Origin of the sequence: Deferribacter autotrophicus, from assembly GCF_008362905.1 — a bacterium.
Taxonomy (GTDB): domain Bacteria; phylum Chrysiogenota; class Deferribacteres; order Deferribacterales; family Deferribacteraceae; genus Deferribacter; species Deferribacter autotrophicus.
Genome location: NZ_VFJB01000001.1, coordinates 242,036 through 255,181, shown reverse-complemented (window position 1 = coordinate 255,181; position 13,146 = coordinate 242,036). Strand labels below are relative to the sequence as shown.

Genomic DNA, 13,146 nt, shown 5'->3' with positions numbered 1-13,146 from the left:
TATTGTCAAGGAGGTTATGGTGTTTAGAAAGGTAAAAGTAGAAGATGCTGTGGGTTTTAGATTAGCCCATGATATTACGGAAGTTAATTTGGAAAAAAAGTTTAAAGGGGTGGCATTTAAAAGAGGATATTTGATAAAAAAGGAGGATATTGAGCGCTTAAAATCACTGGGTAAATACTATGTATTTGTATTGGATGAAATAAATGCTACTGATTTTGTTCATGAAGATGATGCTGCCACTGAGCTAGCTCCTTATATAGCAGGTGAAAATATTTTCTACGATGAGCAACCATCGGAAGGTAAAATTAATTTTTATGCAACTACTCACGGGTTGTTAAAAATTGACAAACAAAGAGTTATTTCGATAAACAAATTAAAAATACCCTCATTGCCCACTAAGCATTCCAATATCCCGGTTAAGAAAGGGGATACAGTTGCTGCTTTTCGTATTATTCCGCTTTATTGTGAAAAGGAACTAGTTGCAGAGGTAAAAAAGATACTTAGTTCACCTGCTATTAAAGTAGTTCCATATAAGCTTAAAAGTGCCGGAATAATAGTGACAGGAAATGAAATTTATAATGGAAAGATAAAAGATAAATTTTATCCCTTGATGGAATCAAAATTAAAAGAATATGGTTTGAAGATAACCGATACATCTATTTTACCTGATGATAAAGAAATTATAACGGCAGAGATTAAGATATTTCTAAAAAAAGTTGATATTCTCTTTATTACAGGTGGAACATCAGTTGATCCTGATGATAACACGAAACTGGCTATAAAAGAAGCCGGTGTGAATATCGTACAGGAAGGAAATCCTATACAACCTGGAAATAACTTTACTATTGGTTATTTTGATGACATACCTGTATGTGCAGTTCCTGCGGCAGCTTTATATTATAGAGCTACAGCATTGGATATTTTTCTGCCTAGATTGTTAGCTGGAGAACAAATTACAGCAGACGAAATCGCAGAGTACAGTGTTGGTGGGTTATGTCATTTTTGTAAAGTTTGTGTTTTTCCAGTTTGTCCTTTTGGAAAGGTGTGATGATAGAAGTTAAGATAAATAAAAGATTTAGAAAAAAATCTTTTTATTATGATTTTAAGTCTGACAAAAATAAAATTGTTGTTTTCGGTCCAAGTGGTGCCGGTAAATCCAATTTGGTTAAAATGATAGCAGGATTTTACCCACCTGATGAAGGAATTATTGTTGTAAACAAAACCGTTTTCTTTAAAAAAGGTGAAACAGATTTAGCTGTTAATAAAAGAAAAGTGGGTTATTTGCCGCAGGAATATACACTTTTCCCTCACCTAACAGTAAAGGAAAATATTTTATACGGTGTGAAAGTATGCAACGCAGAGTTTGATAAAAATTTATTTTCTTTTTTAGTAGATACATTAGAAATTGGAGAATACCTTGATTATTATCCCGATGTACTATCCGGAGGTCAAAAACAGAGGGTGGCAATAGCTCGTGCGTTCATGGTTAAACCTAAAATATTTATATTTGACGAGCCATTTTCCTCTTTGGATAAGCCCATAAAAGAAAGGTTGATTGATGTAATAAATTATTTGTTGGATATCATAGAGATACCAGCCATTTTTATTACTCATGATATTGATGATTCTTATCTTTTAGGGGAAGATGTAGTTATTATCAAGGATGGCAGGGTAATAGAATATGGCAGTAAAAATGTGATATTTGATAATCCAAGCTATGTTGAGACTGCCGGTTTGGTGAATTTTAAAAATATCTGGGAAGTGGATCAACTGGAGGAAAATCTAGCTACCATCAAAGGCGTCAAATTAGAGATAAGTAATGTTTTAGAGAATGCCACATTTTTAGGCATTAGACCTGAAAATGTGATGATTTTAAGAAAAGGGGATAATAACAGAAAAGAGAATATTTTGGATGTTACTGTAAAGAGTATCAAGAAGATGAGTGGTTATTACGAAATTTTAGTAACACATTGTAAGTTACCAGAAATAGTTATAAAGCTACCTGAGCATGCTTTTAAGAAACTGGAACCTACATTGGGAAAAGATGTAAAAATTTCATTGAAAAAGGAATCATTAATTCTTATGAGGAGGTATGAGTCATGATAAAAAAGATTATTTTCATGATTTTAGTTTTACCAAGTTTAGTATTTTCATATGATATTTATTTTTATGTTGCTGCATCGATGACAAAACCTGCCAAAGAGGTTGTTCAAAAGTTCAATATTCAATCAAAAGATGATCAAGTTATTTTAATAACAGGTGGTTCGGGGCAACTATTGAATAAAATAGTTTTTTCTAAAAAAGGTGATATTTATTTGCCAGCATCAAAATCTTTTAAAGAGAAAGCAGAAAAAGCAGGAATCGTACTGGAAACGACCAATTTTCTTTATCAAACTCCTGTGTTCGGTTTATCAAAGTCAGGAGAAAATAAAATCAAGTCATTTGAAGATCTGGCATTTAAAAAAGTAAGAATTGCGTTGGGTAATCCTAAAACAATGGCTTTGGGCAGAATTTATGAAAATATCAAGGCTAAAATGCCTGAAAATTTGGTTAGCGGTATTGATAAGAATATGGCGGTTTTAGCTGTAAATGTATCACAAATAGTAAATTATTTGAAAACAAACAGTGTTGATGCAGGGATAATTTTTGATTCTGTAGCCAGGGTAAATGATTTTAAGTATATAAATTTTCCAGATGGTTATGCAGTAAAAGATGTGGCAAGTATCAATTTGTTAAAATTTAGCAAAAATGTGGATAAAACTAAATCCTTTATTAGTTTTTTAATAAAGAATAAAGATATTTTTAAAAAATATGGGTTTGAAGTAATAGAAAAATGAAGTTTACTAGGATAGCTGGTTTAATTACATTTATTTTGTTTTTGTTAATTTTGGTATTGATACTTTTTTCTTTAAAAGAAATTTCACTTTTGCAATTAAAAGAAATAATTGCTGATAAAGAGTTTTTGAATGCAGTAACTTTTGGCTTTTTAACAGCTTCTGTTGCAACGCTGTTTTCATCTTTTTTTGGAATACCTGCCGGATACTATCTTGCAAGACATAGAAAAGGGGTTGCTAATTTTTTTGATATTTTTTTTGATGTACCTCTGATAATTCCACCATTAGTGGTTGGGGTATTAATACTCAATTTTTTTAATTCAGCGCTGTTGAATAAATTTTTTAATGTAATTTTTACCTTTAAAGGTGCCGTAATAGCACAATTTTTTATCTCTTTCCCTTTTACTTTAAAATCAGCAAAGAGTGCTTTTGAATTAGTGCCTCCCATTTATGAGAGGATTGCAATGACTTTAGGGGCTGGATATTTTAGATCATTTTATGATACAACATTTAAGCTTGCATTGAAGAGTATTCTTGCCGGGGTTATGCTTAGTTGGCTTAGGAGTTTTGGAGAGTTTGGTGCTACTTTAATGGTAGCCGGTGGTATCCCTGGGAAAACTGAAAATGTCCCCATTAATATTTATTTGAATATGACAGAGGGGAATTTTCAAAAGGGTATTGCAGCCAGTATGTTGACAATTATTCTTGCGTATTTTGTTATTATGGTTGTAAAAACAATATTTAGATATAGAAGGTGGAATGATGCTTAATTTTGAGGTAGCAAAAGAGATTATTTTAAGTAATGCAGAAACTTTACCTGAAATGACTATCAGTGTGAACGAAAGTTTTGGTTTTGTTTTGTCTGAAGATATTATAACGGATAGGGATTTTCCGGATACAAAAAAGAGTGCGGTGGATGGTTTTGCAGTTAAACTTTCTGATGGAAATCAGTATAAGATTGTGAGAACCATTGCTCCTGGAGAATTGGTTGAACTAAGACTTGAAAAAGGGGAGACTGTTTTCGTAATGACGGGAGCTGTTGTACCTGATGATGCGGATGCCGTTGTAAGAGTGGAGGATTGCGAGGTTAAAGGTGATTGGCTTACTGTTCATTGTTCTGTAAGAATTGGTGATAATATAAATCAGGTAGGTGAAGAGAAAAGGGCAGGTGAAAAAGTTATAGAGAAGGGTAGTATAATAGATGAAAGAGTTTATCCTGTTCTTTTCTATCTTGGATTAAAAAAGGTAAAAGTGTTTAAAAAGCCTAAAGTGGGAATTTTTACTACAGGTGATGAACTACTTGATATCGGGAGTGAGTATAAAAAAGGGTTTGTATTCAATACGAACAGATATATTGTGGAATCAGTTTTGAGAAAATTAAATATTCCGTTTGAGTATTATGGGAACGTTAAAGATGATGAAATTGCCGTTTCACGCGCTTTAAAAGAGATGAGTGAAAAATACGATGTGTTGATTAGCTCAGGTGGAATTTCAATGGGTAAATATGATTATATTAAGAAGATATTGAATGAGGAGAGTTATGAAATTTTGGTTAATAAAACGAGGATAAAGCCTGGTAGTCCGTTGATGGTGGCAAAAAATAAAAAATGTGTAATTTTTGGTATGCCTGGTTATCCTGCTGCATTTTTTACTAATTTAGTTCTTTATTTTTTACCTTACATAAAAAAGGTTACCGGTAAAAAGGATTATGATCATAATTTTGTAAAGGTGGAGTTGGGCTCAGACATGCATTCAAGGGAAAAGAGTGATTATTTTAACAGAGCAAATATTATGTTGGAAAATGGAAAATATATAGCTTATGATTTGGATTCGCAAAAAACTTCTCATTTTATAAATTTTGTAAACTGTAACGGTTTAGTAAGAATACCGCAAGGTGTGGGCAATGTGGAAAAAGGATATATAGCTGAAGCAATTTTGTTTGAAAAGGAGATGAAATGAAATTTGTTTTTGGCCCTGTTCCTTCCAGGAGATTGGGTGCTTCTCTTGGTGTTAATCTTGTTCCCCATAAAATCTGTTCCTTTGATTGTATTTATTGTGAAGTTGGCAAAACAACTGAATTAACATCTGAAAGAAGACGTTTTTTTAAGCCGGAGGACTTGTTAAAAGAATTTAAAATTAAATATGAAAAAAGAAAAGATAAAGTTGATGTTGTCACTTTCACTGGGGCAGGTGAGCCCACTTTGAATATTGATTTGGGTTATCTTGCTGAAAAAATTAAGGAAATAATTGATAAACCGCTAGCAATTTTGACGAATAGCAGTTTGATTATGAGGGATGATGTAAGGCGTGAGTTGATGAATTTTGATATTGTTGTGCCAAGCTTAGATGCTGTAACTGATAAAACTTTTGCAGAAGTTAATAAGCCTGTAGAAGGTATAAAAATTAATGATATTATTGCAGGCTTAAAACAGTTTTGTACTGAATTTAAGGGTGAAGTTTATATAGAAGTGTTGTTAGTAAAAGGTGTCAATGATTCAAATGAAGATTTGCAACGGCTAACTGAGGTTTTAAAGGATATAGAATATACAAAAGTTCAGTTAAATACAGTGTTTAGACCGACTGCGTATAAAGGTGTTGTTGGTCTTAGTGAAAAGGAGCTTTTGGAAAAGGCTCTATTTTTAAGCAAAAATGGTGTTAGAGTTGAGCCTGTGGGGAATTATGTAAAAAAATTAAATAATGAAGGAGAGAATATTGTTGAAGATGTTGTGGAGCTTTTAAAGATGCGTCCATGCACTGAAGAAGATTTGATTTTATTGTTTGGGACTGCTAAAATTAAAGAAGTAGTTGAGAGACTTATAGAGAAAGATATGATTGTTGAAAAAGAGCATGATGGTGAGTTATTTTATTTTAAAAAGTAGATTTTAATTTTGCATAGAAAGCATCTGATTTAGAGTGGCTATAAATAAGGAGGTTGTTATGATTTCAAAAAGAATGGCAGAAGCTTTAAACAAACAGCTCAACAATGAAATGTTTTCTGCATATCTTTATCTTTCAATGTCAGCTTATAGTGAGCATATTGGATTAAAAGGGTTTGCGAACTGGTTTTATGTTCAATATCAAGAAGAGATGGTTCATGCTATGAAATTTTATAAATATATCCTTGACCAGGGTGAAATGGTAAGACTTATGCAGATTGAACAACCAGAACAGGAGTTTGAATCTCCTTTAGATATGTTTGAGAAAACTTTAGAGCATGAAAGATTTATTACAAAATGTATAAATGAACTTGTAGATATTGCGATTCAGGAAAAAGATTATGCGACTCATACTTTTCTCCAGTGGTTTATTACAGAACAAGTTGAAGAGGAAGCAAGTGCTAGTGAAATTCTTGATCAACTTAAACTTGTTCAAAATTCTGGTAATGGGTTATTCATGATTGATAAAGATTTGGCTCAGAGGACTTTTAATGCTACCGATCTTGCGGGGTAATTTGTTATACATGAAAATTTTCCCTGCCATTAGCGGGTTTGTCCGGGTTGAGCAGAGTATATCTGTTTTTGGCAGATGTGTAAAATAAAAAAATGAAGCGTAACCTCAAAAGTAAAATAACTGGCGTCACCCCATTTTTTTAAAAGCAGTAGAAATATTTTTATGGTTATTAATTAGTTAATCTGAAATAAATTGAGGAAAAACATTTTTCTCATTCTCGCTCTACATCCAGTAGAAGCTCCGAGGCAAATACCTCTAAAACCGCCGTCCGTGGCGGTTTTATGGGCATTTGAACCCAAAAAATGTATTTCCTCAATTTTGTGTGAATAGGGTTATTTGTAAAAAATGGGGTGACTCCAGGTAAAATAATGTTTGACATTGATGTTTAATTTTGATAAAGGGAAACTATGAATTGCGAATTATTAACCAATATTTCTAATAAAACCTTCTTTGATCTATCTAACAGCTTTTTCTTTTACTTTTTTTATAGCAAGTGGAGGAGTGCCGCCTGTTGAGGCCAGTGAAGGTGTAATTGTATATAAAGGCCACAGGCGGCAAAACCGCTTGTGGCCTTTTTTTTTAGAAAATTTTGGAGGTTGTTATGATAGTGGTTATGAAGATTGGAGCAACAAAGGAGCAGCTTGAAGATGTTTGTAAAAAAGCTGAGGAGCTAGGTTTTTCTCCACATGTAATTTATGGTAAAGAGAGAAATGTAGTTGGTTTAGTGGGGATTGGGGGTAAAAGGGATGAAATTGGAATTGTAGAGGATTTGCCAGGAGTTGATAGGGTTGTACCTATTACAAAGCCATACAAGCTTGCTAGCAAGGAGGTAAAACAGGAGACAACCATTGTAGACGTAAAAGGTGTTGGGATTGGTGGAGAAGAGATTGTGGTGATTGCTGGTCCATGCTCAGTTGAGAGTGAAGAACAGATAATTAAAACAGCAGAATATGTGAAAGCTGCTGGAGCTAAAATACTTCGGGGTGGTGCTTTTAAACCGAGGACAAGTCCATATTCATTTCAGGGTTTAGGAGAAACTGGTTTAAAATATTTAGCAAAAGCAAGAGAAGTTACAGGATTGCCAATTGTAACCGAAGTAGTTAATCCCAGAGATGTTGACGTGGTATACAAATACACTGACATGTTTCAGGTTGGTGCAAGAAATGTTCAAAACTTTGCATTATTAAAGCTTCTTGGACAGACTGATAAACCGGTTCTTTTAAAAAGAGGAATGGCCACTACAATTGAAGAGTTTTTGATGTCAGCAGAATATATTTTATCTGAGGGGAATAAAAACGTTGTACTTTGTGAAAGGGGGATAAGAACGTTTGAAACAGCAACAAGAAATACACTTGATATAAGCTGTGTTCCTGTGGTTAAAGAGAAGTCTCATTTACCTATTATAATTGATCCTTCTCATGCATCTGGACACTGGCATTATGTTCCTGCATTGTCAAAGGCTGCCATTGCGGTGGGAGCTGATGGCTTGATAATTGAAGTTCATCCAGATCCAGAAAACGCATTAAGTGATGGGGCCCAATCTTTAAAACCGGACATTTTTTTGAGGTTGATGGGAGAATTAAAAAGTGTGGCTTTAGCTGTAGGTAGATACATGCATTAAAATTTTAGGGGATTGAGTTCCCCTTTTTCTTTTCTAAATTTTTCTTGTAAAAACTTTTTTATCATTTTAAAATTAGTTTATGATTAAACGTGTGTTTTTTATTCTAATTTTTTATGTTTCTTTTGTTTATGCATTAGGTGTTTATATTAATGAAACGGAATTTTCTGTAATAATAAAATTTACATCGTTAAAAGAGTATTTTGAAGTTGTTGAAAAAACTGATGATAAAATAATTTTGATTTTGAAGAGAAATATTTCATTTGAACCTATTGAAAAACCAAAAAATAAATTGTTAAAGGATATTAAAGGTGTTGATAATAAAATTATTATTACGTTAAAAACAGAGGTGGATTACTTTTTAAAAAAAGATGATAAGGATATTTATCTTTTTATTACACCAAAGAAAAAAATTGCTGACCTAAATTTAAAATCTCCAATTGAAAAACCTATATTAAAAACAAAAAGTAAAAAAATAAAAGATGATGTGGCTGAAAAAATATTAGCTGAAGTGGAAAGTGAAATTGATAATGGGTTGTACGATAGTGCTATAAACAAACTTCTTGATTTGATTGCAAAACATGAGAATGATTTTTATGCGCAAGAAGCTTATTACAAGTTAGGGATGCTCTATTACAAATTAGGAGAAAATGATCCCAAAAATTATCTACGGGCTGCCGATTATCTTTCAGATTTTGCCTCAAAATTCCCTGATAATTATAGAGCTTCTGATGCACTTTATTATTCTGCACTCAGTAAAGAAAAAGCTGGTATGTATTTTGAAGCAATTTTTGATTATAAAGCTATAATCGTAGCATATCCTGAGACTCTTTTTGCTAAAAAAAGTTATATGAGAATTGTCTCTATTTATGAAAATATTGGGCAGTATGATAAAGCTATTAATGCCCTGAAAGAATATTCTGATAAATTTAAAGATAAATCTATAAATGTGCTAGCAAGAATTGGTAAGCTTTATGCGATGTTAAAAGACTATGAATTAGCTAGAGAGTACTTTTTAAAAGTAATAAATACTAAAGATGATCTGTTAAAGCTTGGTGCGGACACTTTGTTTGCAATAGCAAAAACTTTTGAAATAAAAGGGGATGAAGATTATGCCCTATCAATATACGCTAAGGTTTATAATATTTATCCGGACAGTAAATATGCAGATATTGCGATGTATAATTCAGCACTTTTATTAGAAAAAATAGGGAAGGAAAAACTTGCAAATAGTTTGTTGTTAGAATGTAGAAAAAAATATTCAAAACGCATTGGTGGACAGAAGGCTGCAATACATTATGTCGAAAAATATTTAGACGAGAATGCTACTGAGTATTGGATAGATTTTTTAATGGATGTGTTAGATTCTTCCCTTGACGTAAATCTTACTGCAAAGGCTAATAGATTAATAATTCAGTCATATTTTAGGGAAAAGAGATATGATGAAGCTTTGGAAAAAATAAGTGAGTTTGAATCAAAATATTTTGATACACCTGAGCTTAATAATGTATATGATATAAAACAGAAAATTTTTCTTAATTTTGCAAAAAATTATTTAAAAGAGGGCAAATATCAACAAAGCATTGATTATATAAACAAGTTGATTACAGAGTTTCCTGAGACAAAATATTTGGATGAAGCTGAAAAGTTGGCTGAAAGTATTTCGCTTATTAAGGTAAGAGAGTTATATGAAAAGGGTAATTATGAAAATGTTATGAAAAAGATACAAGAATATATGGTAAATCATAAGAAAATTTATTTTAAAAAGAGTTGGGATGATATACTTGAGAACTCATATTATCATTATATAAAAAAGCTAATTGAACAAAATGTTAACGAAAAAGCTGCAACATTGTGTAAGGAGTATTTGATATATTTTCCTAAAGGAAAATATAAGAATGAGTTTTTATCATTTCTTACAGATTATTTTATTAATGAAATTTTACAATATATTAAAAAAGGTAATTATGCTAGTGGCATAACATTTTATATTAAAAATAATAGTTGGATTAAGCTATTAGAAAATAAAAATAATGTTGCCATTATAAAAGGGTATTTGGCATTTTGTTATTTTAAACTGGGTGATTTTGAGGAAGCGAAACATCTGTATGACGAAATAAAAAATTATAATTTTTCTATTGTTAATGTGCTGGGAATACTTTTTGGTGAAAAGATCACGGATGAAAATGTAAACAAACTGAGTGATGAGGACCTGAAAATAATATTTGATGAACTTAAGATTTCAAAGAAAGATGATGCTTATAAAATTTTGAAATTGTTTAGGAAAAATCCTATTTTGAAATACAGATTAATGTATGAGCTTGTAAATACCTTCGAAAAAGAAAGGAAAAGAGCTGAGCTTAAGAATATTTATAAAAACCTTGAGAATTTGAATTTAATAAAGGAATTCAAGGAAATATTATTAGATAGAGGGATGATTGCTTTTGAAGAAGGTGATTATAAGTTAGCTATTAAACTTTTTGAAAAATTTATTTTTCAAAATAAGGATTATAGCGAAATGGATAAAGTATATTATTTTCTTGGAAAATCGTATTTAAAAATGGGGGATGATAAAGCTAAAAAGTTTTATAATAAACTCATACAAAATTACCCTACCAGTTTTTATACTAAATTAGCAGAAAAAGAGTTGAAGGAGTTAAATTGGCTAAAGAGAGTAGAAGAAACGAAATAGAGCTCTTAAGTGAAGCTTTCCAAGCTTTCAATATTGCTACTGAAAAACTTCAAAATAGTTATGCTGCACTTAAAGAGGAAACTGAAAAATTGAGGAAAGAGATTGAAGAGAAAAACAAGCAGCTTGAAGAAATGTCTTCATTATTATCTTCGGTTTTGATGAGTGCAAACAGTGCCATTGTTGCATTGGATGATAATGGGAAAATAATAATATCAAATAGAAAGTTTGATGAATTATATAATTTTTATGGGGATAAATTCTTAGATTTTTTGATGAAAAATATGTCTAAAGGAATTTATGAGAAAGATTTTGAAAAAAGTGTGTTTAGAATCAGTGTGGGTAAATTTAATCATAATGGTTTAGATGGCTGGACATTTTCCATTGATGATATTACGGAATTTAAGGAGATGGAGAAGGAGCATAGAAGAGATGAACATTTAAAAGCAATGGGGGTGATGGCAGCCAATATAGCCCATGAAATAAGAAACCCCTTGGGTAGCATAGAACTGTTTGCTTCACTTCTTTCTAGGGATTTAAAAAATAATCTAGAAAAACGGTCACTGGCTGATTCAATTTTAAAAGGGGTAAAAAGCATTAATTCTACTATTTCAAATATACTACTGTTTTCTAAAGATGTTGTTGTAAAAATAGAGAAGCATTATCTTGCTGATATTATTGATGATGTGGTGTTATATCTCAGACATCTTATGATTGATAAAAATATTAATTTTATAAACAGAATAGATGAAGACAGTATGATTTACTGTGACAAGGAATTGATGAAGCAAGTTTTTATGAATCTAATTCATAATGCTATTGATGCTGTAGATGAGAATGGTAAGATTGAGTTGTATAATTTTTGTGATAAAGAATTTGATGTCATTGTGGTTGAAGATAATGGTTGTGGTATTGAGAAAGAGTTTTTAGATAAAATATTTATACCTTTTCATACTACAAAAACCAAAGGGACGGGGCTAGGTTTATCCATTGTTTATAAAATTATAAAAGCTCATAAAGGAAATATTTTTGTCGAAAGTGATGGTAAGAGCTATACTAAAATATTAATTAAATTAAAAAGAGGGGAAAATGTTTGGTGAAAAACATGTATTAGTGGTAGATGACGATGAAAATATGAGAAAAGGCTTGGAAGTAACTATTAAGCGGATGGGGATTAATGTTGATACTGCAATGGATGCTGCTGATGGTTTTGAGAAAGCAATGAAAAGAAGATATGATTTTATTATTTCAGATTTGAAAATGCCAAAAATTGACGGCTTATCTTTTTTTAAAATGTTAAAGAATGCTGGTATAGATGTACCAGTTTGTTTTATTACAGCTTATGCAACAGTAGAAACGGCTGTTGAAGCCTTAAAAATGGGGGCATTTGATTATATTGTAAAACCTTTTCCTCCTGAAGTGGTTGAAGAACTCATTATAAGAGGGTTAAATCTTGGAAAGCAAAAGGTTTCAAAGAATGACAATGAGCGTAAGGTAATTTATAAAAGCAAGTATATGGCTGAACTTTTTTCCATTGCAATGGATGTGGCAAAAAGTGAAGCAACTGTGTTAATTACTGGAGAATCAGGTACTGGTAAAGAAGTGCTTGCAAGATTCATTCATGAAAACAGCAGGAGGAAAAACAAGTCATTTGTAGCTATTAACTGTGCGGCTGTTCCTGAAAATCTTGTTGAAAGTGAGTTTTTTGGATATGAAAAAGGGGCTTTTACCGGTGCAGAGAAAAGAAAGCCTGGCAAGTTTGAGCTTGCAGATGGAGGGACTATTCTTCTTGATGAAATAGGGGAAGTGCCATTACATTTGCAGGCAAAACTACTACGAGTTTTGCAGGAAAAGGAGATTGAGAGACTTGGTGGAATAAAGCCTGTTTCTGTAGATGTAAGGATTATTGCGACTACAAATAGAGATTTAAAAGAAGAGGTGAATAAGGGTAACTTTCGAGAGGATTTGTACTATAGATTGAATGTAATAAATATTCATATTCCTCCACTTAGGGATAGAAAAGAGGATGTGCTTCATCTTGCTGAATTCTTTTTAGAAAAATATTCAAAGATAAATGGGAAAAAGTTTAAAGCTTTGAGTGATGAGGCAAAAAGAGTTCTTTTAGATTATGACTGGCCTGGTAATGTAAGGGAGTTAGAACATACTATTGAGCGTGCGGTTATTTTGAGTAAAGGAGAAAGGATTGAGCCAAAGGATTTATTTTTACATGGCCTTGTTTTTAATAATGATATTTGTGTTGATAAAAAGAAGTCGAATAATGAAATTATTGAGGAAGAGATTGTTAATTGTGTAGAAGATGATGAAGATAAAAAAATCTCATTTGAACTAAAAGGGAGAAGTATTGCAGATGTGGAAAGGGAACTAATTTTAAATACTCTAAAAGATGTTGGTGGAAATAGGACAAAAGCTGCTGAAATACTTGGTATAACAGTTAGAACATTGAGGAATAAATTAAATGAATATCGTGCTCAAGGTATAAATGTAGATGAATATCTTGGGAAAAATGATTAAATTTTACTCTTTTTAAAAATATC

Annotated in this window: 11 protein-coding genes; all 11 read left to right on the top strand. The window is 31.7% G+C overall.

The genetic code is table 11. The annotated features are described in order from the left end of the window. Window positions 1–19: 19 nt before the first annotated feature. The 11 genes from FHQ18_RS01160 to FHQ18_RS01110 all read left to right on the top strand — a co-directional run bounded on the left by FHQ18_RS01160 (window position 20) and on the right by FHQ18_RS01110 (window position 13,123). Window positions 20–1,048: a molybdopterin-binding protein gene (locus FHQ18_RS01160; protein ID WP_149265334.1), complete on the top strand. Its 1,029-nt coding sequence runs from the start codon at window positions 20–22 to the stop codon at window positions 1,046–1,048. Continuing rightward, window positions 1,048–2,103, top strand: a complete 1,056-nt coding sequence (locus tag FHQ18_RS01155; RefSeq protein ID WP_149265333.1) for an ABC transporter ATP-binding protein — start codon at window positions 1,048–1,050, stop codon at window positions 2,101–2,103. The genes FHQ18_RS01160 and FHQ18_RS01155 overlap by 1 nt, the downstream gene beginning before the upstream one ends. Beyond that, window positions 2,100–2,837 (top strand): molybdate ABC transporter substrate-binding protein, encoded by a 738-nt coding sequence (modA, locus tag FHQ18_RS01150; RefSeq protein ID WP_149265332.1) that lies wholly within the window; start codon window positions 2,100–2,102, stop codon window positions 2,835–2,837. Before FHQ18_RS01155 ends, modA begins: the two co-directional genes overlap by 4 nt. Beyond that, on the top strand, window positions 2,834–3,604 hold the full coding sequence (locus FHQ18_RS01145) for a molybdate ABC transporter permease subunit (protein ID WP_149265331.1): 771 nt from the start codon (window positions 2,834–2,836) through the stop codon (window positions 3,602–3,604). The genes modA and FHQ18_RS01145 overlap by 4 nt, the downstream gene beginning before the upstream one ends. Beyond that, the gene (locus FHQ18_RS01140; protein WP_246798613.1) at window positions 3,597–4,793 is read left to right on the top strand and encodes a molybdopterin molybdotransferase MoeA; all 1,197 of its coding nucleotides are present in this window, start codon (window positions 3,597–3,599) and stop codon (window positions 4,791–4,793) included. The genes FHQ18_RS01145 and FHQ18_RS01140 overlap by 8 nt, the downstream gene beginning before the upstream one ends. Further along, window positions 4,790–5,713: a radical SAM protein gene (locus FHQ18_RS01135; protein ID WP_149265329.1), complete on the top strand. Its 924-nt coding sequence runs from the start codon at window positions 4,790–4,792 to the stop codon at window positions 5,711–5,713. Before FHQ18_RS01140 ends, FHQ18_RS01135 begins: the two co-directional genes overlap by 4 nt. Window positions 5,714–5,771: 58 nt before the next feature. Then, a complete protein-coding gene (locus tag FHQ18_RS01130) occupies window positions 5,772–6,284 on the top strand; it encodes a ferritin (protein WP_149265328.1) in 513 nt (170 codons plus the stop codon). 601 nt (window positions 6,285–6,885) lie between these two features. Beyond that, the gene (aroF, locus tag FHQ18_RS01125) at window positions 6,886–7,905 is read left to right on the top strand and encodes a 3-deoxy-7-phosphoheptulonate synthase (RefSeq protein ID WP_149265327.1); all 1,020 of its coding nucleotides are present in this window, start codon (window positions 6,886–6,888) and stop codon (window positions 7,903–7,905) included. A gap of 79 nt (window positions 7,906–7,984) precedes the next feature. Continuing rightward, on the top strand, window positions 7,985–10,594 hold the full coding sequence (locus FHQ18_RS01120; protein WP_149265326.1) for a tetratricopeptide repeat protein: 2,610 nt from the start codon (window positions 7,985–7,987) through the stop codon (window positions 10,592–10,594). Beyond that, window positions 10,564–11,691, top strand: coding sequence for a sensor histidine kinase (locus tag FHQ18_RS01115; RefSeq protein WP_149265325.1), 1,128 nt, complete (start codon window positions 10,564–10,566; stop codon window positions 11,689–11,691). The genes FHQ18_RS01120 and FHQ18_RS01115 overlap by 31 nt, the downstream gene beginning before the upstream one ends. Beyond that, the gene (locus FHQ18_RS01110) at window positions 11,681–13,123 is read left to right on the top strand and encodes a sigma-54-dependent transcriptional regulator (RefSeq protein WP_149265324.1); all 1,443 of its coding nucleotides are present in this window, start codon (window positions 11,681–11,683) and stop codon (window positions 13,121–13,123) included. The genes FHQ18_RS01115 and FHQ18_RS01110 overlap by 11 nt, the downstream gene beginning before the upstream one ends. The last annotated feature ends 23 nt before the right edge of the window (window positions 13,124–13,146 follow it).